This is a genomic window from Paraburkholderia sp. Ac-20336 (assembly GCF_017105025.1).
In the GTDB taxonomy this organism is placed as follows: domain Bacteria; phylum Pseudomonadota; class Gammaproteobacteria; order Burkholderiales; family Burkholderiaceae; genus Paraburkholderia.
Genome location: NZ_JAAGPS010000031.1, coordinates 13,988 through 35,662 on the forward strand (window position 1 = coordinate 13,988; position 21,675 = coordinate 35,662).

Annotated in this window: 20 protein-coding genes; 12 read left to right on the top strand and 8 right to left on the bottom strand. The window is 63.4% G+C overall.

What is annotated here, in order from left to right; genetic code table 11:
• Positions 1-32 precede the first annotated feature (32 nt).
• The 4 genes from GXB81_RS12310 to GXB81_RS12325 all read left to right on the top strand — a co-directional run bounded on the left by GXB81_RS12310 (position 33) and on the right by GXB81_RS12325 (position 5,142).
• The gene (locus GXB81_RS12310) at positions 33-1,070 is read left to right on the top strand and encodes a Gfo/Idh/MocA family oxidoreductase (protein ID WP_205989252.1); all 1,038 of its coding nucleotides are present in this window, start codon (positions 33-35) and stop codon (positions 1,068-1,070) included.
• Positions 1,071-1,592: 522 nt separating this feature from the next.
• Positions 1,593-2,021: a DoxX family protein gene (locus tag GXB81_RS12315; protein WP_167041388.1), complete on the top strand. Its 429-nt coding sequence runs from the start codon at positions 1,593-1,595 to the stop codon at positions 2,019-2,021.
• A 265-nt stretch (positions 2,022-2,286) separates the two neighbouring features.
• Positions 2,287-3,723, top strand: coding sequence for a catalase (locus tag GXB81_RS12320; RefSeq protein ID WP_167283847.1), 1,437 nt, complete (start codon positions 2,287-2,289; stop codon positions 3,721-3,723).
• 447 nt (positions 3,724-4,170) lie between these two features.
• Positions 4,171-5,142 carry a LysR family transcriptional regulator gene (locus GXB81_RS12325; RefSeq protein ID WP_205192799.1) on the top strand — a complete coding sequence of 324 codons (972 nt, stop codon included), beginning with the start codon at positions 4,171-4,173 and terminating at the stop codon, positions 5,140-5,142.
• A 118-nt stretch (positions 5,143-5,260) separates the two neighbouring features.
• On the opposite strand, the gene GXB81_RS12330 is transcribed toward GXB81_RS12325, so the two are convergent.
• The 4 genes from GXB81_RS12330 to GXB81_RS12345 form a co-directional block, all read right to left on the bottom strand.
• Positions 5,261-6,835, bottom strand: coding sequence for an MFS transporter (locus GXB81_RS12330; protein WP_205989253.1), 1,575 nt, complete (start codon positions 6,833-6,835; stop codon positions 5,261-5,263).
• A 41-nt stretch (positions 6,836-6,876) separates the two neighbouring features.
• On the bottom strand, positions 6,877-7,161 hold the full coding sequence (locus GXB81_RS12335) for a DUF1427 family protein (RefSeq protein ID WP_167041394.1): 285 nt from the start codon (positions 7,159-7,161) through the stop codon (positions 6,877-6,879).
• A 232-nt stretch (positions 7,162-7,393) separates the two neighbouring features.
• Entirely contained in the window at positions 7,394-8,041 is a 648-nt protein-coding gene (locus GXB81_RS12340; RefSeq protein ID WP_167041397.1) for a hydrolase, read from the bottom strand.
• A gap of 188 nt (positions 8,042-8,229) precedes the next feature.
• Positions 8,230-9,171, bottom strand: coding sequence for a LysR family transcriptional regulator (locus tag GXB81_RS12345; RefSeq protein ID WP_167041400.1), 942 nt, complete (start codon positions 9,169-9,171; stop codon positions 8,230-8,232).
• A 162-nt stretch (positions 9,172-9,333) separates the two neighbouring features.
• Here GXB81_RS12345 and GXB81_RS12350 point away from each other — a divergent pair, with 162 nt between their 5' ends.
• On the top strand, positions 9,334-9,756 hold the full coding sequence (locus GXB81_RS12350) for a hypothetical protein (protein WP_205989254.1): 423 nt from the start codon (positions 9,334-9,336) through the stop codon (positions 9,754-9,756).
• Between the two features lie 61 nt (positions 9,757-9,817).
• On the opposite strand, the gene GXB81_RS12355 is transcribed toward GXB81_RS12350, so the two are convergent.
• Positions 9,818-11,059: a LysR substrate-binding domain-containing protein gene (locus GXB81_RS12355; protein WP_205989255.1), complete on the bottom strand. Its 1,242-nt coding sequence runs from the start codon at positions 11,057-11,059 to the stop codon at positions 9,818-9,820.
• A 142-nt stretch (positions 11,060-11,201) separates the two neighbouring features.
• Here GXB81_RS12355 and GXB81_RS12360 point away from each other — a divergent pair, with 142 nt between their 5' ends.
• From GXB81_RS12360 to ligK, 6 genes are all read left to right on the top strand, one after another.
• Positions 11,202-12,053: an amidohydrolase family protein gene (locus tag GXB81_RS12360; RefSeq protein ID WP_167283812.1), complete on the top strand. Its 852-nt coding sequence runs from the start codon at positions 11,202-11,204 to the stop codon at positions 12,051-12,053.
• A gap of 35 nt (positions 12,054-12,088) precedes the next feature.
• Positions 12,089-13,000: a hypothetical protein gene (locus tag GXB81_RS12365; RefSeq protein WP_205989256.1), complete on the top strand. Its 912-nt coding sequence runs from the start codon at positions 12,089-12,091 to the stop codon at positions 12,998-13,000.
• 68 nt (positions 13,001-13,068) lie between these two features.
• Positions 13,069-14,436: a C4-dicarboxylate transporter DctA gene (gene dctA, locus GXB81_RS12370; RefSeq protein WP_240158902.1), complete on the top strand. Its 1,368-nt coding sequence runs from the start codon at positions 13,069-13,071 to the stop codon at positions 14,434-14,436.
• A gap of 183 nt (positions 14,437-14,619) precedes the next feature.
• Entirely contained in the window at positions 14,620-15,651 is a 1,032-nt protein-coding gene (locus GXB81_RS12375; protein ID WP_205989257.1) for a porin, read from the top strand.
• Between the two features lie 67 nt (positions 15,652-15,718).
• Complete coding sequence (locus GXB81_RS12380) at positions 15,719-16,744, top strand: amidohydrolase family protein (RefSeq protein WP_205989258.1); 1,026 nt, start codon at positions 15,719-15,721, stop codon at positions 16,742-16,744.
• A 2-nt stretch (positions 16,745-16,746) separates the two neighbouring features.
• On the top strand, positions 16,747-17,430 hold the full coding sequence (ligK, locus tag GXB81_RS12385) for a 4-carboxy-4-hydroxy-2-oxoadipate aldolase/oxaloacetate decarboxylase (RefSeq protein ID WP_205989259.1): 684 nt from the start codon (positions 16,747-16,749) through the stop codon (positions 17,428-17,430).
• A gap of 75 nt (positions 17,431-17,505) precedes the next feature.
• On the opposite strand, the gene GXB81_RS12390 is transcribed toward ligK, so the two are convergent.
• The 3 genes from GXB81_RS12390 to GXB81_RS12400 are packed head-to-tail and all read right to left on the bottom strand — an operon-like array spanning position 17,506 to position 20,126.
• Entirely contained in the window at positions 17,506-18,510 is a 1,005-nt protein-coding gene (locus GXB81_RS12390) for an NrtA/SsuA/CpmA family ABC transporter substrate-binding protein (RefSeq protein WP_205989260.1), read from the bottom strand.
• Positions 18,511-18,543: 33 nt separating this feature from the next.
• Positions 18,544-19,287 (bottom strand): ABC transporter ATP-binding protein, encoded by a 744-nt coding sequence (locus GXB81_RS12395; RefSeq protein WP_205989261.1) that lies wholly within the window; start codon positions 19,285-19,287, stop codon positions 18,544-18,546.
• A complete protein-coding gene (locus GXB81_RS12400) occupies positions 19,284-20,126 on the bottom strand; it encodes an ABC transporter permease subunit (RefSeq protein WP_205989262.1) in 843 nt (280 codons plus the stop codon). Before GXB81_RS12400 ends, GXB81_RS12395 begins: the two co-directional genes overlap by 4 nt.
• A 388-nt stretch (positions 20,127-20,514) precedes the next feature.
• Between GXB81_RS12400 and GXB81_RS12405 the strand changes: the two genes are divergently transcribed.
• Entirely contained in the window at positions 20,515-21,576 is a 1,062-nt protein-coding gene (locus GXB81_RS12405; RefSeq protein WP_205989263.1) for an LLM class flavin-dependent oxidoreductase, read from the top strand.
• The last annotated feature ends 99 nt before the right edge of the window (positions 21,577-21,675 follow it).

A 21,675-nucleotide genomic window follows, 5' to 3' on the forward strand; every position in this document is an offset into this window, starting at 1 on the left:
GCCGTCCATCCGCTGACAGGAGAAAGCGCCCCATGACTGCACCGTTGCAAATCGGCCTGATCGGCTACGGCTTCTCCGGCCAGTTCTTTCACGCGCCCGTGATCGCGCATAGCGGTGCGGCGCGACTGGCCGCGATCGCGACGAGCCAGCGCGAACGTGCCCAGGCCGACTACCCCGAGGCGGCGATCGTCGACGGCCTCGACGCGCTGCTCGCGCTCGATGCTGTCGAATGCGTCGTGATCGCGACGCCCAACGACACGCACTTCGACCTCGCGCGCCGCACGCTCGAGTACGGCAAGCATGTACTCGTCGACAAGCCGGTCACGCTGAGCGCCGCGGAGTCACGCACGCTCGCGGTCATCGCGAAGCAGCGCGGCCTCGTGTTCGCGCCGTTCCACAACCGCCGCTGGGACGGCGACTTCCTCACCGTGCGCGAACTGGTCGCGAGCGGCGAGCTGGGCCGCATCACGCGCTACGAGTCGCATTTCGACCGCCTCGGCCTGGGCGCGCGCCAGGCTGCCGCGCGCAGCGGCGGCCTGCTCTATGGCCTCGGTCCGCATCTGATCGATCAGGCGCTCGCGCTGTTCGGCGCGCCCGAGTCGGTCGCCGCGTTCGTCCAGACGCGTCGCGAGCAGGCGGGTGCGCCCGATTTTGCTCACCTCGTGTTGCGCTACCCGAGCCACGACGCCGTGCTGCACGCCAGCGCGCTCGCCACGTATGCGCCGCGGTTCGCGATTCATGGCACGCGCGGCAGCTATCTGAAGCACGGGTTCGATGCGCAGGAAGCGCAGCTCAAGGCCGGCTTGTACCCGGGCCAGCCCGGTTTCGGCGAAGGTAACGGAGTTGGCCAGTTGCATGTGTTGCGCGACGACGGCCAGCCGGCCGACCGCGAAGTGCCCAATGCCGCCGGCAATTATGCGGATCTGTATCGCGCGCTTGCGGCGGCAGTTCGCGAAGGCAAGCCGTTCCCCGTGAGCCCGCAGGACGTTATCGACGTCATGACGCTGATCGACCTCGCGATGCAAAGCGCGAGGGAAGGCCGCACGCTGCCATTCGTGCGGCAGGCCTGAGGCGGCTCTTTCGCGGGCGCTTTCTTGCATCTACGTTGCGCCCGCGTTGCGGCTGCATTGGCGGTTGCCGCCGCGAGCTTGCGGGCTTGCTATCTTGCAGACGGCAGCCGCTCGCGTCTCCGACGGAGATAGCGGCTGCGTATCGCATAACGTCATTGCATTATCGTCAATACAGATTTTCTGTCTTTGATAACCGGTCTTTTATCGAATTCAAATTGAGTTCGACAGTACTGTCTCTCTCCCGCTGAGCAAGCTTCTCGCGAGTTCGTCGCGCATCGATGCAGGCACTCGGCATTCACGCGCATATCCGCATATTTGCACGAACGGTTCCGTTGGAATGCGCGGTTTGCGCACGGCCGTCCCCCTACAATTAGCGCACCCATAGCGCTGAACCGCCCGCCGGATCGGCAAAGCCACAAGGCATTTCCCGTTGGGTACGAGGCCGCTGTGCGCCGCTTTTTTCACCGCACGCACGGGCCGCTATTCGCATGAGTCCGCACTCGCGGACTCGCCGCCGCATTGATGGAGATATTCGCTTTGACACCTGCGCCCATTGTCCGCCTGCTCGAAAATCGATGGTTTGGTTTGCTGGCACGTATCGCTCTGACCTTTCCGTACTGGACAAGCGGTATTGCGAAACTACTCAATCTGAAGGGCGCATTGGCCGAGGCTCACGCCCTGGGTCTGCATCCTGCCGTACCGATCATCGCGGTGACGATCTTTATCGAACTCGGCGCTTCGCTGGCCGTCATCAGCAGCCGCCTGACCTGGCTCGCCGCCGGCGCGCTGGGCGTATTCACCGCCAGTGCCGCCGCAATCGCTTATCCGTTCTGGGCCGACCCCGATACCATCGTGCGCTTCACCGACCGTAACGCCTTCTTCGAGCATATCGGCCTGATTGGCGGCTGCGTGCTCGCATCGATATTGGCCGATCGGGAGCATCGGCAGTAAAGGGCGTCGGCTCGGGCGAGCGCATCGGGGCGGTTTTTTCGCGGAGATGTCCACGGATAGGCCGTCATCGCATGCGATGCGCCCGCGCCTTCGCACGATGCGCTCCTTCGGTTGAGCCTGCCTTGCCTGTATAGATTCCCCACGCAGTAGATCCGATGCAGCGAATGATGATCGCGGCGTATCGCCGCTCGTCGTTTCGCTGCAGCTTCCCATTGATAGGGTTTCAAGGAAAACAACCATGGTCCAAAAATCGACGGAACCGAACATGACCCATGCGGCCGGTGCTCCCGTCAGCGACAACGTCAACATTCAGACGGCCGGCCCGCGTGGCCCCGCGCTGCTGCAGGACGTCTGGCTGATCGAGAAGCTTGCGCATTTCGATCGCGAGGTGATCCCGGAGCGCCGCATGCATGCGAAGGGCGCGGGCGCTTACGGCACGTTCACGGTGACGCACGATGTCACGCGCTACACGAAGGCGAAGATGTTTGCGGAAGTCGGCAAACAGACGCCGCTGTTCGCGCGCTTCTCGACGGTGGCCGGCGAACGCGGCGCGGCGGATGCCGAGCGCGACATTCGCGGCTTCGCGCTGAAGTTCTATACCGACGAAGGCAACTGGGACATGGTCGGCAATAACACGCCGGTGTTCTTTTTCCGCGATCCGCTGCGGTTCCCCGATCTGAACCACGCGATCAAGCGCGATCCGCGTACCGGCATGCGCAGCGCCGAGAGCAACTGGGACTTCTGGTCGCTGCTGCCCGAAGCACTGCACCAGGTCACGATCGTGATGAGCGAGCGCGGTATTCCGCGTACGTTCCGCCATATGCACGGTTTCGGCAGCCACACTTATAGCTTCATCAATGCCGAGAACGAACGCACGTGGGTCAAGTTCCATTTCCGCACGGAGCAGGGCGTCGAGAACCTGAGCGATTCGGAAGCGGAAGCACTGATTGCCAAGGACCGCGAGACGCATCAGCGCGATCTGTTCGACAGCATCGAGCGCGGCGATTTTCCGCGCTGGACCTTGCTCATTCAGGTCATGACGGATGCGCAGGCCAAGGCATTCCAGTTCAATCCGTTCGATCTGACGAAGGTGTGGCCGAAGGGCGACTATCCGCTGATCGAAGTCGGCTATTTCGAACTGAACCGCAATCCGGAGAACTTCTTCGCCGAAACCGAGCAGGTCGCGTTTTCGCCGTCGAACATCGTGCCCGGTATCGGCTATTCGCCGGACAAGATGCTGCAGGCGCGCCTCTTCTCGTATCCGGATGCGCAACGCTACCGGCTCGGCGTGAACTTCAACCATATCCCCGTCAATGCGCCGAAGTGCCCGTTCCATAGCTATCATCGCGACGGCGCGATGCGCACCGACGGCAACCTCGGCGGCACGCCGTCGTACTGGCCGAACAGCAAGGGCGTCTGGATCGATCAGCCGCAACTCAACGAGCCGCCGCTCGAACTCGACGGCGCGGCCGCTCATTGGGATCATCGCGTCGACGAAGATCACTATCAGCAGCCGGGCATTCTCTTCAGAAGCATGAATGCGGCGCAACGGCAGACGCTGTTCGATAACACGGCGCGGCAGCTTGCCGGCGTGTCGAAGGACATTCAGCAGCGTCACATCGGCAATTGCGCAAAAGCCGATCCGGACTATGCCGCGGGTATCGAAGCGGCGCTTGCACGACTCGCGAGCGAGAAGAAGTAACGCGTTGGCGGGGCGTGCCGTCATGACCGGTTGCCGCTGTTGTGCATGCCTTGCATGTGGCGGTGCGAGCGGCGCTTTGAACGGGAAGCGACGGGAAGCGGGCAGCAAGCAGTACGTTGCCGCGTTCCCGGCCGGTCAGGCGGATTGTATGCGTCGCGCATGAAAACAGATGCGATCCTGTATGATCGCATCTGTCTAGCAGGACAAATGCTGGATGCGAGAAAGATTAGTCGTTTGTTTTCTTGCAGGTAACCTCACATAATAAACCCGCTCCACGGCGAATTCGAAGAGAGACCGCGGCGCTGGATCATATGAATGTTGTGTATCGGACATCAAAGGCATTGTTGAGAGAAATGCGGTGCCGGAAGCATGAAGTATGGCTGCAAGGTGGTGACTGAAAACTCGTCGCGGACCGCGGTTTCTCCAGAACGCATCTGAAGGACCATTGTGACAGACACTTCCGCGAATCCACTTTGGGATGATTTGCGTATCGTCAAAGCTATCGCAGAGGGCGGCAGCCTCGTTGCCGCCGCAACAGCGCTCGGGCTCAACCATTCGACGGTTTCCCGGCGGCTTTCCGCGGTCGAACGGGCCTTGGGCGCCGTGTTGTTCGACCGGCGCCGCAGCGGCTACGGGCCGACCGCGGCGGGTGAAGAAGTGATTGCGTTGGCCAGTCGTATCGAGCTGGATATTCTTAGTATGACGAAGCGCGTGTCCAGCCACGCCGACAGTCAAAAAGGCAATCTGCGCATTACGACCAGCGATGCGCTCGTGCGGGATTTCGTTATCCCGATCGTCGCGGATTTCCGCACTCGCAACCCGGGTGTGCAGATCGAGATGATGGTCGGCAACAAGCCCCTGAATCTCGCGCGCGGCGACTCCGACATTGCGATTCGAGCCACGCTGGCGCCGCCGGAAAACCTGTTCGGACGCAAGCTCGGCACCGTCGCATGGGCGATTTATGGCCGCGCGGCCGATAGCGCGAACGGCTCTCCCGCGGGCGACATCATCGATCGTCGACCGTGGGTGTCCTATTGCCGGGACTTGAGCGGGCTCAAGGCATTCAGTTTTATCGATGAACACGTCGACCCCTGCAATATCGTCTATCGAAGCGACTCTATTATCGGCGTGGTCTCCGCCATTACCGCGGGGATCGGCATCGGTCTTTTGCCCTGCATGTACGGCGACCTGGTCACCGGCATCACCCGATTGAGCCCCGTGATACCCGAGGTATATGACGAGTTGTGGCTTCTGACGCATCCCGACATCCGCAAATCCGGCCGGGTGAGTGCGTTTATGGCGCACTGCGCCGAGGCGATCATCGGGCGGCGCGAATTGATCGAGGGCAGGGCCGTCTATCGGGGACATTCGGTTGGCGCTTCGCCGTCGCCGGGTGGTTCCCGGCTTTCATGGGTCTGATCGACGCTTTTGCACGAATTGAATCGTGCTGATCCTGAAACACCAAAACGGTATTCGCGAGCTTCATGCCGATGTCGGGAGAGCTTCGGATTCCCTATCGAAGCGCCGGAGCCATCCGTCACGCAGGCGCAATCAGATGACGGATTCGCGGCACCTCGGTGCCGATATGAAATTGCCGGGCGGTTTCCTCGCATTCGCGGTCGGCGCGCGTGACACGTTCGTGCTGGCGCAAATGTTCGATCCAGCTCTCGACGACGAAGGTCTCGACGAACAGACCCGCCTGCGCCGCATCTTCATACAACCCCCAGGAGAGGGCGCCGCCACGGCGCCGGCTGGCTTGCAGCCGTGCCATCGCATGCGTGAAGTCGGCGGAACTCGCCGGCGCGATGCGATACTCGATCGTGACGAGCACCGGGCCGCGATCGTTCTGCATGTCGCCTTCCACATGCGGCGCGGGCCAGTCGGCCGCGGGTGTGAGGTCGAGCTTCGCGGCGGCGTCGAGCGGGAAACGCAAGGCGAGCAACTGCGCGATGCCGAGCGCCGCGCCGGCCGCGAGCAGTGCTACTTGCACGCCTGCATGCGCGGCGATCCATCCCCAGAAGGTCGAACCCGCGGTCATCGTGCCTTGCGAGACGAGCATATAGAGCGCGAGCGTACGCGCCTTGACCCAGGCGGGCGCGGCCATCTGCGCCGCGCCGGTGAGCGACGACATGATCGTGATCCATGCGACGCCCGCCGCGAACATGACCGGCGCGGCCATGGCAAAGGTCGAGGCCATGCCGAGCAATGCAGTCGCCGCCGCGAACAGCAGCGACGCGGCGAGCATCATCGCGTTGCACGAAATCCGTCCGGAGAGCACGCGCAGAAGCAATGCACCGACGATGGCGCCGAAGCCGAGGCAGGCGAGCAGCGCGCCGTAGCCGATGGAGCTCAAGCCGAGATCGCGCCGGCCGATCACCGGCAGCAAGGCCCAGAGCGCGCTTGCAAATACGAAGAACGCCGCGCTGCGCAGCAGTACCGTCAGCATGGCGGGCGACTGCCGTGTGTAACGCACGCCGGCTTGCAAGGCGCCGAGAAAGTGTTCGGCGGGCAGGCCCGATTTGCGCGGCGTGCGTTGCCAGCGCAACAGCACTATGGCGACGCCGATGCTGGATAGCGCATTGAGCGCGAAGACCGCCGCCGGGCCGCCGGCGGCGGCGATCACGAGGCCGCCCGCGGCCGGCCCGATCGCGCGTGCGATATTGATGCCGAGGCTGAGCAGCGCAATCGCGCGCGGCAGGCTCGCGGGCGGCACCAGTTCGGGGATGGTCGCCTGGAAAGCCGGTGCGCTGAGCGTCATGCCGGTGGCGATTGCCGCGACCATCGCCAGCAGCAGCCACGGGGTGCACAGGCCGGCGAACGTAAAGATCGAGAGCAGGGCCGCGCCGGCCACCATCCACCATTGCGTGGCGAGCAGCAGCCGCCTGCGGTCGACGATGTCGGCGAGCGCGCCGGCGGGCATCGACAGCACGAACATCGGCAGCGTGGTCGCGGCCTGCACCGCCGCCACCAGCAGCGGGTCGCGCGACAGGGACGTCATCAGCCAGCCCGCGCCGACATCCTGCATCCACGTGCCGATATTCGAAACGATGGTGGCGATCCACAGCGCCCTGAAAATAGGAATCCTGAGCGGCGAATCGGCAGCCGTATTCATGATGGGGTCTCGTTGCGGGTCAAGGCTGGGTCAAAGCCGGTTCAAGGCTGGTGCTGGCCAGCGGTATCTTCATTCGCGCGCGTCGGGCGCGGCGCAAGTCCTGTCACCTGCCCCGACGTTGTCTGCTCGCTACGGGCGTGTACGTTCGTCGCGGCGCTGGATTCGGACATCAGCCGTTTCACGGTGGGCAGCGCCTGTTCGCCGATCAGGATGCCGAGCAGGCCGACCAGGGCGATCAGCGGCGGTGCCGGCGAGCGCACTTTCAGCAGCGAATAGACGAGGCCCACGAGGAGACCGGCAGCGAGCGACAGGAGATAGGATTTCATGCAATGCTTGCCGCGGTGTTTCGATGAACGAACGACTTTGCCGCAGGCGGGCTTATCGTCCAGATGAATGTTCAAATAAATGCTTGAGCCAGTGCATCGAATCGATACCTTGATTCAAGGCGCGCTGACGGAAGCGGGGCCGCATCGCGCGCCGCGCGCGCTGCTTCGTGCAGGCGTGCGGCCGTGACGCGGCCCCGTCATCAAGCGGAAATCAAGCTTGACGTTGGCGGGATCAGTGCGCGCCGAGCATCGCCTTCGCGTACTCGATACCCACGCCGAATGCGCCGCCGAACTTCATGGCGATGCCGGTCGTCACGTCGTACGTTTCGGTACGTGCCCAGTCGCGTTGCAGTTCGAGCAGATAGGTGAGTGCCGTGATCGGACGCGCGCCGGCCTGGATCATCCGTGCGACTGCGCGTTCATGCGCTTCGACCGAGCCGTCGCCGCATGCATCGGTGACGACATAGACTTCGAAGCCTTGCTCGAGCGCGGAAATCACGGGGCCGTTGCAGCAAACCGACGTCCACAGGCCGGCGATGACCAGGCGGTTCTTGCCGGTTGCATTGATACGGGCGATGAAGTTCTCGTCTTCCCATGCATTGGACGTCGTGCGGTCGGTGACTTCCGCATCCGGAAACGCGTCGGTGATTTCGTCGAAGAGCGGGCCAGCGAAGCTGTCCTTCGAGATCGTCGAGATGATCGTCGGCACGTTGAAGCCCTTGCCGGTGTGAGCAAGAATGGCTGCGTTAGCGCGCAGATTGGTGATGTCGATCGACTTCGTGTTGAATGCCATCTGCGCCTGGTGATCGATCAGGACCAGCGCGTGGTCGTTGGGGCTCAGAAGGGAAGCAGCGGGTTTGGCGATGGCTTGGATGCTCATTACTCGGTCCTCGTGGAGTGAATGGGTTGGCTGGAATTCAGCCGATGGCCTGCGAGAGACGGTTGACAGGGGGGCTGGAGGACAACCGCAAGTCATCGGCATGCGGAGGATTCTAAGTGAGCGAGTCCGCATAGGGGGGTGCAGTTTTGCGGAATGGCATGTGTAAAACTGCGGACGTTCGCATTGAACTATCGATCGAGTTCCATCGAGTGACGCATGCGCGGTTCTCTGCCTTCGATGAAGTTGCGATGCTGCGTAATCGCTTCCGCGCAATGCTTCATGAACGCATGAACCCGGCCCGACTTGCGGATGTCGGGATGCGTCAGCACCCACAATTCGTCGTAGACTCGCGGCTCGACAGGACCGATGCGCACGAGTCCGCCGAGCAGGTCGCCGTGCATGCAGGGCAGCAGGCCGATGCCGATGCCGGCCGCGATCGCCGAGGTGACGCCGACGACGGAATCGCTGCGATGGAGAATGTTTTCCGCCGGTACGTGTGCGTTGACGAAGTCGAACGCCATGAGACCGGCGAGGTTCTTGCCGTACGATACCCAGCGGCGCTGATAGAGTACTTCTCTCGACGGCGATACGCCGACGTAGTCGGCCCTGCGCCCATAAATGGCCCATGCGATGGTGGCGAGCTTGCGGCCGAACAGGTTCTCGGGCGGTGCCACGGTGGCGCGAAACGCGATGTCGGATTCGCCGCGCGCGAGATTGAGCGACTTGTTGCCGACGAGGGTTTCAATGCGCAGGCCCGCGTTGCGGCGCTGGAAGTCCGCGATGATCGGCGTGAGAAAGTCGAGCAGCAGCGCGTCGCTCGTCGTGATGCGCAGGTTGCCCGTATAGCTGTGCGCATGACCCGACACGCGCCGGGTCACGGCGTGGATGTCGGTTTCGATGCGCCCGGCCAGCGCGATCAGCTCGGCGCCCGCGCCGGTCGGCACATAGCCGTTGCGGCGCCGGTCGAACAGCACGGCTTGCAGCACGCGCTCGACGGCCGCGAGCCGGCGGCTGACCGTGGAGTGATTCATGTCGAGCACGGCGGCCGCGGCGACGAGGCCGCCGCTATCGCCGATTGCCTTGACGATGCGCAGGTCGTCCCATGAGAGCGCGTGAAGGGGATCGTTCATGATGTCCTCTGAAAAGCGGCTTCCTGCCAATAGTTCGCCGTATGTACCCGGAACTCATCGGCGAAGCCGGAACACCCGGCCGTGAGTATGCGTGATTGGCCTCAAGAACTTTTTTCATCTTGCCGACATACAGCTATCGAAACAACTATGGGAAGTTTACCAATGACGCTTACGCCAGTCGGCAATATCGGCAGCACTTCGGCCGCTTCCGTTTCGCCAGCGCAGAACCCGGGCACTAGCGCCGATAGCGGGAAGCCGCCGGCCGCGAGCAACGGCGCGGCGAATTCGAATCCCGCGAGCCATAGCGCGGGAGCGGGAACATCGGGTTTCGCCTCTTCGTCATCTTCATCCGAGTCTCCGGCCATGCGCGCGCTGAAGGCGGAAATCCGGCGCCTTCAGCAGGAACTGGCGCATCTTCAATCCCAACTGACGAAGCTGTCGTCACCCGGGGATCAGAGCGTGGCCAGCGCGCTGCGCGGTCAGGTCGCGTCGATTTCGTCGGCCATCGAGCAGGCGACGGCCGCGCTGTCCCAATTGATGCTCGGCTCCGGGAAAACCGGCGGCCTCGTGAACGAGCAGGCCTGAGCTACCGTTTGCTCGAAGCAGGGCGCGCCCTGGCCGTGCAATTGACGCACAGGTGCGCGTTTCATCGTTCGTGAGCGGATTCTAACGCGCTCTCCGAGCGCAGAAGCTCGACGAAGGCCTGCTGGACCGCCGTGCCGAGCCAGTCGCTGCGCACCGTATAGCCGACCGCGCGGCGCGCTTCGGGCAAGGCCAGTTCCAGCGCGACCAGTTCGCGCCCCGGATAGGCGTCGCGAATCTGCGCGCGCGACAACAACGTGATGCAATCGCTTTCCATCAGCATCGCCAGCATCATCGCAAGAGAACTGGTTTCGAGCACCAGCGGCGGCTTGACCGGCAACTGCTCGAAAATCGAATCGATCACCGCGCGGCGCGGCACGTTGTGCTCGGGCATGACCCAGTCGTGGCCGGCGAGATCGAGCAGGGCGATGCGCTTGCGCCTTGCCAGCCGATGCCCCTTGCGCACGGCCGCCACGTAAGGGTCGGCAAACAGCTCCGTTTCCTGCGCGGCCCCGGCAAGACGCGCCCCGCGCAAGCCGCCGATGATGATGTCGAGCGCGCCGCTACGCAATTTGCGCAGCAGATGCGCATGCGAGCCTTCTTCCACCGTGACGCGTGCGGCAGGATAGCCCTCGCGCAAGCGCTGAATGACGCGCGCGACGAGGCGTGGCGGCAGCAGCGGCAGGACGCCGATCGCCACCTTGCCGGTGAGCTGCCCGCGAGCGTACGCGAGGTCCTCGCCCGCCTGCGCGATCTCATGAAGCGCGAGGCTCAAACAGCGCGCGAACTCGATGCCGGCAGCGTTCGCCGACACGCTATGCACGCGGCGCCGGTATAGCGACACGCCGACGTTCTGTTCGATTTGCCGCGCGGCCCGATGCACAGCGGGCTGCGAAATGCCCAATGACAGCGCGGCCTCGGCCGCGGAGCCCGCGTCGGCGATCGCGATGTGGCAGCGCACCTGCGCGTCGGTGAGGCGGCGGCAGATCTTCGCCGCGTGCGCGGCCGTCGCCTGGCCCGTCAGGCCCATGACGGCACGCTCGATCTGATCGAGCATGCGGCGCACGCGCCGCTGCAGGATGAGGCCTTCGCCGGTCAATTCGCTGCCGCCGAAGCCGCGTTCGAACAGCGGGCCGCCAAAGCCCGCTTCGAGCTTGCTGATCGCGACGCTGACCGCCGGCTGCGTGCGCCCCGCGCGGATCGCCGCCTGCCCGATGCCACCGGCCTCGCACACCGCATCGAACAGGAAAAGGCGCCGCAGGCGCGCTTGATCTTCATCCGATGACGTTTCTCCTGACGCTTTCATTGGCCCTCCAGATGGCCCCGAAAAAACCCTTAGATTAACCAGAATTTATGAGCTGGGCCTCACTTCATATTGAGGCATTCAACGCTATCGAGCTTACATTAACACCCATTCCAGCAGAACATTTCCCGTCAGGAGCGCCTTCATGTCAATCGTCATCGACACGCATACTCATGCAATTTCCCCCGATAAACAACGCTATCCGATCGCCCCGGTCGGCGGCCACCAGTCGGAGTGGTCGGCGAAGCGCCCGGTCAGCTTCGAAGGGCTGCTCGCGTCGCTGGACGAAGCGGGCATCGACCGGGCGGTCGTGGTGCAGGCGTCGACGGTGTATGGCAACGACAATAGTTATGTGGTCGAGGCGGTGCGCAGCCATCCGGATCGCTTCGCGGGGGTGTTCTCGATCGACGTGCTGGCGGACGACGCCGTCTCCCAGATGCAGCGCTGGCTCGACGCGGGCCTCTCGGGCCTGCGTCTGTTCACGACCGGCAGCACGATGCCGGGGCAGGCGGGCTGGCTCGACGACGAGCGCTCGTTTCCGGTCTGGGAATACGCGCAGCGCCACAACGTGTCGATTTGTCTGCAGATGACCGCACAGGGCATTCCCGCGCTGCTGAACATGCTCGCGCGCTTTCCGGACATCCGCGTTCTGCTCGATCACCTCGCGCGTCCCGAACTGGCCGGCGGCCCGCCGTACGAAGCAGCCGCGCCGCTTTTCAGCCTCGCGCCGCATCAGGGCGTGTATCTGAAGCTCACGAATCGCACGATCGCCGAAGCCGGCCGAGGCGCGTCGACGCCCGCGGCGTTTTTCCCGCGCGTGCTCGAAGCGTTCGGCGCGCATCGCATTGCGTGGGGCTCGAATTTCCCGGCGGCCGAAGGCGCGCTGCCGCAACTGCTCGCCGACGCTCGCGAGAGTCTTGCGATGCTGCCGGCCGACGCGCAAGCCGCGATCTTCTCCGGCACCGCGCGCGCGATCTATCCGGCGCTCGCCGCCTGAAACGTCGACTTCGAATGCAACCGGGAGACCCGAACGTGAGTACTGCAACGCAACCTCTGCGCCTGAAGGCCGCACTGAAAACCTATCCGCATACGCGAGCGCTGAAAGCGGGCGAGCTGACGGACCCGGCGGTCGAACTGCTGTTCGAGGAGATCGAGCCGATCCATCGCGCGTTCGCGCCGATGGCGCGCCGCCAGGCGTTCGACGTCAGCGAACTGGCCATCGTCACGTATCTTCAGGCGAAAGCCTACGGCAAGCCGCTCGTGCTCTTGCCCGCGGTCGTGGCCGCGCGCTTCCAGCAAGGCTGCATCATCTACAACGCGGGGCGCGCCAAGCCCGACCTGAGCCATCTCGCGGGCAAGCGGATCGGCGTGCGGGCCTACTCGCAGACCACCGGCGTGTGGGTGCGCGCGATTCTCGGGGAAACCTACGGCGTGCCACTCGACGAGATCGAGTGGGTGACGATCGAAGGCGCGCATCTGGAAGAGTATGTCGAACCCGCTTTCGTGCGCCGTGCCGAGGCCGGCAAGCAATTGCTGTCGATGCTGCGTGAGGGCGAGATCGATGCCGCGATCCTCGGCAACGATCTGCCGGGCGAGCCGGAATTCAAGCCGCTGATCGAGAATGCCGCGGCCGCCGACCGTGAGTGGTACGCGCTGCATCGTTACGTGCCGATCAATCATGTCGTTGTGGTGACACAGGCGCTGGCCGATGCGAATCCGCAAGCCGTGCGCGCGGTGTACGACCTGCTCAAACGCGGCAAGGCCGCGGCTGCCGGGCAGAGCACGGGCCAGCCCGACAAGCTGCTGTTCGGCTATGACGCACTACGCGGGCCGCTCGAAGAAACCCTGGCCTTCTGCGAGCAACAGCAATTGCTGCCGCGCAAGCTGAGCGTCGAGGAAATCTTCGCCGACAGCCTCGGCATTCTGGGCGACGCCGCGCGTTAGCGCAACGCACGTCCGCTTCACGCATCCTGAGCGAATCCGAATTCGCCGCAGTCCGTCAAGGAGACACCATGAGCTTGCCCGGCAAATCCGCCGCCGCGAAACCCAGGGAACGCCGTCCGTTCTACCTCGATCTGTCCTTCCAGGTATTGGCCGGCATGGCGTTAGGCATCGCCACGGGTTACTTCTTTCCGAAGTTCGGCATCAACCTGCAACCTCTCGGCGATGCCTTTATCCGCATCATCCAGATGCTGATCGGCCCGATCATCTTCTGTACGGTGTGCAGCGGCATTGCGGGCGTGAGCGATTTCAAGAAAGTCGGCCGCGTCGCGATCAAGGCGCTCTTCTATTTCGAAGTGGTGACGTCGATCGCGCTGGTACTCGGTCTCGTGGTCGTGAACCTGCTCAAGCCCGGTGTCGGCATGAACGTGGACATGCACAGCGTGCATTCCGCCGCCGTCGATACGTATGTCGCCAAGGCGCATCACTTCGTCACGACGAGCGAATTCCTGCTCAATGTGATTCCGCACACGGCAATCAGCGCGTTCGCCGGCGGCGACGTGTTGCAGGTGCTGTTCTTCTCGGTGCTATTCGCATTCGGACTCGCCGCGATCGGCGAGCGCGCACAGCCGGCCATGGACCTGATCGAAGCGGTGTCGGGTTCGCTCTTCTGGATCATCGGGCTCACGATGAAAATCGCGCCGCTCGCCGCATTCGGCGCGATCTCCTTCACGGTCAGCAAGTTCGGGTTCGGCACGCTGATCTCGCTCGGCAAGCTCGTGCTCGAGTTCTATCTGACCTGCGCGCTGTTCATTCTGCTGATTCTCTGGCCGATCGCGAGGGTCAACGGCTTCAGTCTGCTGCGTTTGATGCGCTATATCGGCGCGGAGTTGCTGCTCGTGATCGGCACGAGTTCTTCGGAGACGGTATTTCCGCAACTGATCGACAAGCTCGAACGGCTCGGATGCGAGAAGTCCGTGGTCGGTCTGGTTTTGCCGACGGCCTATACGTTCAATCACGACGGCACCTGCCTGTACTTCGCCGCGGCGGCGGTCTTTCTCGCCCAGGCCACCAACACGCCGATGAACTGGCACGATCAGCTGGTCCTGCTCGCGGTGCTGCTGCTCACGTCGAAAGGCGCGGCAGGGGTGTCCGGCGCGGCCATCGCCGTGCTGGCGGCTACGCTGACCGCGTCGAACACGATTCCGGTCGAATCCATCGCTCTCGTGCTCGGTATTCACCGAGCCATGTCGAGCGGATTCGTGTTTACCAACATCATCGGCAACAGCGTCGCAACCATTGTCGTGGCGAACTGGGAAAAGGCGCTCGACCGCGTTGCGCTGAGCCGCGAACTGGCGGCGGGCTTCCGGCCGGATGCGATTGCGTCCGGCCACCTGAGCCACACGAGCCACCCGAGCGGCGGCCAGGCCGGCAGTTAAAAGCACTTAAATCACCTGAAGCACTTGCCTGTCACACCAGCTGAGCCGCCGAGCCGGTTCAGCGGGTTCGACGCACCCGAAAAGAATGCAACGGATCACTTCGCGTAACGAGTTATACGAATCGGATGAGAGGTTTTTTCTCTTCATTCAATCCAGATAAATACATCGGATTAGAGACATATCATGAAAATAAAGATTTGGAGAACGATTGGAGCAGGGTTGTCGCTGGCGGCGGGCACGATGTCCGCGCATGCGCAAACCAGTGTCCAGATATACGGCACGGTAGATGGCGGCGTGCGTTACCAGAACAATGCGGCCGTCGGTGGCGGCTCGGTGGTGACGATGAATTCCAACGGCTACTACAGTTCGAACAAACTCGGCTTTCTGGGCCGGGAAGACCTCGGTGGCGGCTGGAACGCGCACTTCCGGCTGGAGAGCGGATTCAATCTCGGCAACGGCCAGCTGGACAACACCAACGGTGTGCTGTTCAACCGGCAAGCGTATGTCGGCATTGGGCACACGAAATACGGGTCGATCGATCTCGGGCGCCAGTACACGATCTCGCACGACATCATCAGCATTTACGATCCATTCGGCTTTCACTTCACGCCGATCCTGCCGTTGACCACCGCGTCGGACGGCACGCGCAACAACAACGCCATCAAGTACAAGAACGACCTCGGGCCGCTGCTGTTCGAAGCGGACAACTCGTTCGGCGGCGTGGCGGGCGATTTCAGCAGCGGGGCGACGCGCTCGGTCGGCCTGAGCTATGGCATGGGGCCGGCCAGCATCGGCGGCGTGTACGGGCATCGCAACATTCTGAGCGGCACGACCTACGTCAGCGACAGCTATTACATGGCCGGCGCCGCTTACCAGATCGGCCCGGTGCGTGTGTCGGGCGGCTTCATGTCGGAAGACCAGCAGAACCCCAACGCGGCGCACCAGGTGACGAACAACGCGTTCGGCGGCCTTGCCTGGAGCATCAAGCCGGACCTGGTCTTCACCGGCGGCTACTATCAGACCACCGTTTCCACCGACAAGGCGAGCCGCCGCGGCATCTCGGTGGTGTCGCTCGCTTATCTGCTGTCCAAGCGCACTACGCTGTACAGCGAACTCGATTACACGTCGTACAAACACGCCGTGGTCAGCACGTTGAACCCGGCCGGCGCGTCGAGTCAGACCGCCGTCACCGTGGGTCTCGACGTGCTGTTCTAACCGTTCAAACCGACAGGCAAACGCGCGTTGGCGGTATCGCGCGCTGAATTTCCAGGGAGAGCCAGGCATGATTATCGATATCCACGGCCACTATACGACCGCGCCGAAAGCATTGGAGACGTGGCGCAACCGCCAGATCGCAGGCATTGCGAATCCGTCGGCGATGCCCAAGGTATCGGAGTTGCAGATCAGCGACGACGAACTGCGCGAGTCGATCGAGAACAATCAGTTGAGGCTCATGCTCGCGCGCGGCCTTGATCTGACGATCTTCAGTCCGCGCGCGAGCTTCATGGCGCATCACATTGGCGATGCCGCCATCTCGGCAACATGGGCCGCGATCTGCAACGAACTGTGCTATCGCGTGAGCCAGTTGTTCCCCGGGCATTTCGTGCCGGCCGCGATGCTGCCGCAAAGTCCGGGCGTGGATACGGCCACCTGCATTCCTGAACTCGTCAAATGTGTCGAGCAATACGGCAATGTCGCGATCAATCTGAATCCCGATCCGTCGGGCGGTCACTGGACCAGTCCGCCGCTGTCGGATCGCTACTGGTACCCGATCTACGAGAAGATGGTGGAGTACGATATTCCCGCCATGGTTCACGTGAGCACGAGCTGCAATGCGTGCTTCCACACGACCGGCGCGCATTATCTGAATGCGGATACGACCGCCTTCATGCAATGCCTGACCTCGGACCTGTTCCGCGACTTCCCCACGCTGCGCTTCGTGATTCCGCACGGCGGCGGTGCAGTGCCGTACCACTGGGGACGCTTTCGCGGTCTCGCGCAGGAGTTGAAAAAGCCTGTGTTGAAGGACCATCTGCTCAACAATATTTTCTTCGACACCTGCGTCTATCACCAACCCGGTATCGATCTGCTGACGCGCGTGATTCCCGTCGACAACATCCTGTTCGCGAGCGAGATGATCGGCGCGGTGCGCGGCATCGATCCGGAGACGGGCCACTATTTCGACGATACGAAGCGTTATATCGAAGCGGCGCATGTCGATGCGCAGGAACGCCAGAAGATCTATGAAGGAAATGCACGGCGTGTTTATCCGCGCCTCGATGTATTGCTCAAATCGAAGGGGCTGTAATCATGTATGAACTCGGAGTGGTTTATCGCAACATCGAGCGCGCGGATGCCGGCGTGGCCGAAAAACTCGGCGCGCTCGGTTCGGCAACCGTGCATGAGGCCATGGGCCGCGTGGGCCTGCTCAAGCCTTATATGCGCCCGATCTATGCGGGCGCGACGGCGGCCGGCACGGCCGTCACCGTGCTGCTGCATCCCGGCGACAACTGGATGCTGCACGTCGCAGCCGAGCAGATCCAGCCCGGCGACATGGTCGTGGCCGCGCTGACCGCCGATTGCACGGACGGCTACTTCGGCGACTTGCTGGCCACCAGCTTCAAGGCGCGTGGCGCGCGCGGCTTGATTATCGACGCGGGCGTACGCGACGTCAGCGTGCTCGCCGAGATGAACTTCCCCGTGTGGAGCAAGGCGATTTCGGCGAAAGGCACGATCAAGGCGACCTTGGGTTCGGTCAATATCCCGGTGGTCTGCGCGGGCGCACTCGTCGTACCTGGCGATGTCGTGGTGGCGGATCAGGACGGTGTGGTCGTGGTGCCGCAAGCGATGGCGGAGAAAACGCTCGACAACGCCCAGGCGAGAGAGGCGAACGAAGCGCAGAAGCGCGCGACGCTCGCCTCGGGCGTACTCGGGCTCGACATGTACAAGATGCGCGAGCCGCTGGAAAAGCTGGGCTTGCGTTATATCGACTGACGCCCGTTGAGCATTGGCGCGGTCGCGCAGCCGGCTGCGCACCGCGTTTCTTCGCGCCGTTGCCGGCGCGGCGGCTCATATCTTGACGCTGTAATCGGCGACCTTGATCGGCGCGTTGATGATCCTGCGCTGGGCGAGCCAGTCGGCGGCCCGTTGCAGTTGCGCCATGAAGGCCGCGTCGTCGGGCTCGTGAAACTGGTTCACGCGCTTCAGGCTCGCGAGATAGTCGCGCACCTGATCCGGATATTTGGCCTCGTTTTGCGCGAGCGATTCCGATTCGCCCGGGTGAGCCGACTGCCACGCGCCTTCCACGTAATACGCGTCGAGTACGGCGCGCACGAGTGCGGAATTTTCTTCGGCGAACTGACGGCGTGTGACGAGCGAGCTGTAGTCGACGAGGAAGTCGAGGTCGCGCCCTTCGCTGAAGATGTCGCGGGCGTCGTTCGAATAGCGCGCGATATCCACGGCGGGCGACCACATCGACCACGCGTCGACTTTGCCTTGCGCGAATGCGGGCGCGGCATCGGGCGGATTCAGATAGACGAACTCGACCTTGCTGCGATCGACATGATGCTTCTCCAGCGCCGCAATCAGCAGGAATTCGCCGAGCCCCGAGCGATTCACCGCAACCTTGCGGCCGGCGAGATCGGCAACCGAGTGGATGCCGCTCGACTTCTTGACGATGATGGCGGTCGAGCGCGGCGAATACACGTCGAAGGCGGTGAAGACGATGGGCGAGCCCGCCAGCATCGCGGCGAACGCGGGCGTCGTCGAGCCCCAGAAGCCGAAGTCCGCGCTGCCGCCGACCACGGCCTGGATCGACGGCGCATGGTTCGGGAACGGCCCGATCCATTCGACCTTGATTCCCTTTGCGCCGAGCGTTTTCTCGAACACGCCGCGCTGCCTCGCGATGTCGGGCAGGCTGCCGTAGCCCCAGCCGATGCGAACCGTGTCGGTATTGCGCGTGAGCTTGCGCGGTTCGGCACCGCGGGCGGGAAGGAAGTTCGCGGCGGCGGCGCCGGCCAGCAGTCCGCCCGCCGCGCGCAGAAGCTGGCGGCGAGTCAGTGAAGCATCGTTCATTCGTGGTGGTTCCTTGTGTGGAGAGCGAGCGGTTCAGTGGGATTGAACGCCCAGTTCTTCGAGCAGCCTGAGCCGCAATGCTCGCGGCGTGTGATCCTGCGGGCGGAACGACGCGGCGATGCGCCCGGCACGCATGACGAGAAGCCGGTCCGCGAGCGTGAGTGCTTCGTCGACGTCATGAGTCACGATCAGCACGCCCGGTGCATGGCGCGCGACCAGTTCCTTGACGAGCCCGTGCATCTTGATGCGCGTGAGCGCGTCGAGTGCGGCAAACGGTTCGTCCAGCAACAGCAGCGCGGGGTCGCGCACGAGCGCGCGCGCCAGGGCGACACGCTGCGCCTGACCGCCGGAGAGATTGCGCGGCCAGTCGTCCTCGCGGCCCGCCAGTCCGACTTCGGCCAGCGCATGCGCCGCGCCTGTGCGGCCAATGCGGGACTCGTGGCCGAGCGCGACGTTTTCCCATAAGGTGGCCCATGGCAACAGGCGATGCTCCTGAAACACGACGGATGGCCGCTCGGGGGCGCGAATCAGTCCGGCATCGAGTCTGTCGAGACCCGCCAGCGCGCGCAGTAGCGTGGTCTTGCCGCAGCCGCTTTCGCCGAGCAGTGCGACGAATTCGCCTTGACGGATATCGAGGTCGAGCGCGTCGATGACGACGCGCGCGCCATACCGGCGCTGCAGGCCGCGCACCGATACGGCCGAAGGCAGCACGGCGGCTTCGCTTGCTCCGCCAGGTTCGTCCGTCGCGTGACGCGATAGTGCGAGGGCGGCGCTCATGGCTTGCCTCCGTTGGCGTAGTTCGCGTGCCACGAGAGGAAGCGCGCTTCGAGCGAACGAACGAGGGCGTCCGCAGCGACGCCGATAATCGCGTAAATCATGATGGTCAGAAGAATGACGTTGGTTTGCAGGAATTCGCGCGCGTCCATCGCGAGAAAGCCGATGCCTCGGGTCGTCGCGAGCGTTTCGGCGATCACGAGGGCAAGCCACGCATGCGCGAGTGCATAGCGAATGCCCGTGAGGATCGACGGCATCGCGCCGGGCAAAATGATCCGGCGCACAACCGCGGGCCAGTTCATGCCGATCACCTTGGCGAGTTCCATCAGTTTGGGATCGATCTGGCGAATGCCGAGCATCGTGTTCACATAGATGGGGAACAGCACGGCGAGCGCGACGAGAAAAATCTTCGCGACTTCGCCCACGCCGAACCATACGATAACGAGCGGCAGCATCGCGAGAAAGGGAATTGCGCGCACCATCTGGAGCGGACGGTCGACGAGTGCCTGCGCGAGCCGGGAAAAGCCGGACAGCACGCCGAGCGCGAGGCCGATCGTGCCGCCTGCCAGGAAGCCAGTCATGGCGCGCAGCAGCGAGACGCCGAGATGAACGAACAGGTCGCCGCTGCGGGCAAGATTCCACGCGGTCGCCGCGACGCTGCTCGGCGCCGGCAGCACCTGTGCCGCGATCCATCCCGCACGCGCGGCGACTTCCCAGAGCACCACGATCAGTAGCGGGATAGCCCACGAGAGCCCGTGATAAAAGCGGTTTGCCGAAAGCCATGAGCCAGCCCGGGACCACGGGACAGGGCTGTGTGAAGAAGAGGTTGTGATATCAGCCATGCCGATTCCGTGATTGCGATGAATAGTGGCGTTGTGATGGAGCGCTTATTCTTGTCGAGCTCATTCCTCAGGACAAGCAAGCATTGCAGCTATGGATATGCGCCGATGCGATTGGCTTTGCCGGCGGAGTGCGTGCGATCGCAGAATGGATAGGCGTCGTGTCGCGTATTTTTCCGTTGTAGTGGCTTTCTTTCCGCGAAATGGTCGTTTCTCACGCTTTCGCGCCAATGCCGCGTTCGCTTGCGGTTCGAAAAGAATAGGCGTCTATTGAGGCATAAGCTTCTACCGTCATTCGGTGCATTCCATATCGATAGAAAATAGATCGGCGAGTACGCGGACAAGATTAGGATGACTACCCCTTCAAACCGTCTTTCCGTGTCTCAAGTCAATGTCAGCTAAATTTCCACGCTTCGGTGTCTGGGCGCTCGTGCACGGCAGCCGCGCCGCGCTTCAGGACCCCGCGGAACCCTACGACGCTTCCTGGGCCAGAAACCGGGCCCTCGTGCTTGAAGCCGAGCGTCTCGGCTACGACTCCGTGCTCGTTGCGCAGCATACGGTCAATCCGCACGACCCGTCGCTCGATCAACTGGAAGCATGGACGGCTTGCGCCGCATTGGCGGCGCTCACCTCGCGCATCGAGATCATCGCCGCGATCAAGCCGTATCTCTATCATCCGGTCGTGCTCGCGAAGATGGCGCAGCAGATCGAGCACATCAGCGGCGGGCGTTTCGCGATCAATCTCGTGAATGCATGGAATCGCCCGGAACTGCAACGCGCCGGGATCGGTTTCGCGGAGCATGACGAACGCTACGCGTATGGCCGCGAATGGATTTCGGTGGTCGAGCGGCTCCTGCTCGGCGAGAGCGTGAACCATCGCGGCGACAATTTCCGCATCGACGACTACCGGCTGCTTCCGGCCGATCCGTATCGCGCCCGTCCGCTGATCTATGTCGGCGGCGAATCGGAACCGGCGCGCGAGTTGGTCGCGGCGCATGGCGATGTGTGGTTCATCAACGGCCAGCCGCACGACGACGTCGCGGGCCTGATCGCCGACGTGTCCGCGCGTGCGCGTCCGGCCGGGCACGCGCCGCTGCGCTTCGGTCTGTCGGCTTTTGTCATCGCGCGCGAGACACAGGCGCAGGCCGACGATCATCTGCAACATCTGTTCGCGCTGGCCGAACTCGACAAGCCATTGCGCGAGCGGCAGAAGGCCAACACCGATCCCCATACCGTGATGCATCAGACCTTTGCCCGCTCGGCGCGGGTCGGTTCGAACGGCGGCACGGCAGCGGGACTCGTCGGCGATTACGACACCGTCGCGCAGCGCGTTGCGGCGTTTCACCGGGCGGGCATCGAACTTTTCATGCTTCAGTTTCAGCCCTTTGAAGCGGACATGCGCGGTTTCGCGGAAGAGGTCGTGCCGCGCGTGCGCCGGCTGTTGTCCGCATAGGCGCCGAGCGGTTGGCTCGCGGGATTGTGGGCGCACGGCATTTCTTCGCGGGCCATGCCAGAGGATGTTCTGGCGAGCCGATGGGCAAATGGCAAATGG

Bases quoted from the DNA above. Each gene is read 5' to 3' on its own strand.
- GXB81_RS12310 (WP_205989252.1), top strand. From the start codon at position 33: ATGACTGCACCGTTGCAAATCGGCCTGATCGGCTACGGCTTCTCCGGC.
- GXB81_RS12315 (WP_167041388.1), top strand. From the start codon at position 1,593: ATGGAGATATTCGCTTTGACACCTGCGCCCATTGTCCGCCTGCTCGAA.
- GXB81_RS12320 (WP_167283847.1), top strand. From the start codon at position 2,287: ATGACCCATGCGGCCGGTGCTCCCGTCAGCGACAACGTCAACATTCAG.
- GXB81_RS12330 (WP_205989253.1), bottom strand. From the start codon at position 6,835: ATGAATACGGCTGCCGATTCGCCGCTCAGGATTCCTATTTTCAGGGCG.
- GXB81_RS12335 (WP_167041394.1), bottom strand. From the start codon at position 7,161: ATGAAATCCTATCTCCTGTCGCTCGCTGCCGGTCTCCTCGTGGGCCTC.
- GXB81_RS12340 (WP_167041397.1), bottom strand. From the start codon at position 8,041: ATGAGCATCCAAGCCATCGCCAAACCCGCTGCTTCCCTTCTGAGCCCC.
- GXB81_RS12345 (WP_167041400.1), bottom strand. From the start codon at position 9,171: ATGAACGATCCCCTTCACGCGCTCTCATGGGACGACCTGCGCATCGTC.
- GXB81_RS12350 (WP_205989254.1), top strand. From the start codon at position 9,334: ATGACGCTTACGCCAGTCGGCAATATCGGCAGCACTTCGGCCGCTTCC.
- GXB81_RS12355 (WP_205989255.1), bottom strand. From the start codon at position 11,059: ATGAAAGCGTCAGGAGAAACGTCATCGGATGAAGATCAAGCGCGCCTG.
- GXB81_RS12360 (WP_167283812.1), top strand. From the start codon at position 11,202: ATGTCAATCGTCATCGACACGCATACTCATGCAATTTCCCCCGATAAA.
- dctA (WP_240158902.1), top strand. From the start codon at position 13,069: ATGAGCTTGCCCGGCAAATCCGCCGCCGCGAAACCCAGGGAACGCCGT.
- GXB81_RS12375 (WP_205989257.1), top strand. From the start codon at position 14,620: ATGAAAATAAAGATTTGGAGAACGATTGGAGCAGGGTTGTCGCTGGCG.
- GXB81_RS12380 (WP_205989258.1), top strand. From the start codon at position 15,719: ATGATTATCGATATCCACGGCCACTATACGACCGCGCCGAAAGCATTG.
- ligK (WP_205989259.1), top strand. From the start codon at position 16,747: ATGTATGAACTCGGAGTGGTTTATCGCAACATCGAGCGCGCGGATGCC.
- GXB81_RS12390 (WP_205989260.1), bottom strand. From the start codon at position 18,510: ATGAACGATGCTTCACTGACTCGCCGCCAGCTTCTGCGCGCGGCGGGC.
- GXB81_RS12395 (WP_205989261.1), bottom strand. From the start codon at position 19,287: ATGAGCGCCGCCCTCGCACTATCGCGTCACGCGACGGACGAACCTGGC.
- GXB81_RS12400 (WP_205989262.1), bottom strand. From the start codon at position 20,126: ATGGCTGATATCACAACCTCTTCTTCACACAGCCCTGTCCCGTGGTCC.
- GXB81_RS12405 (WP_205989263.1), top strand. From the start codon at position 20,515: ATGTCAGCTAAATTTCCACGCTTCGGTGTCTGGGCGCTCGTGCACGGC.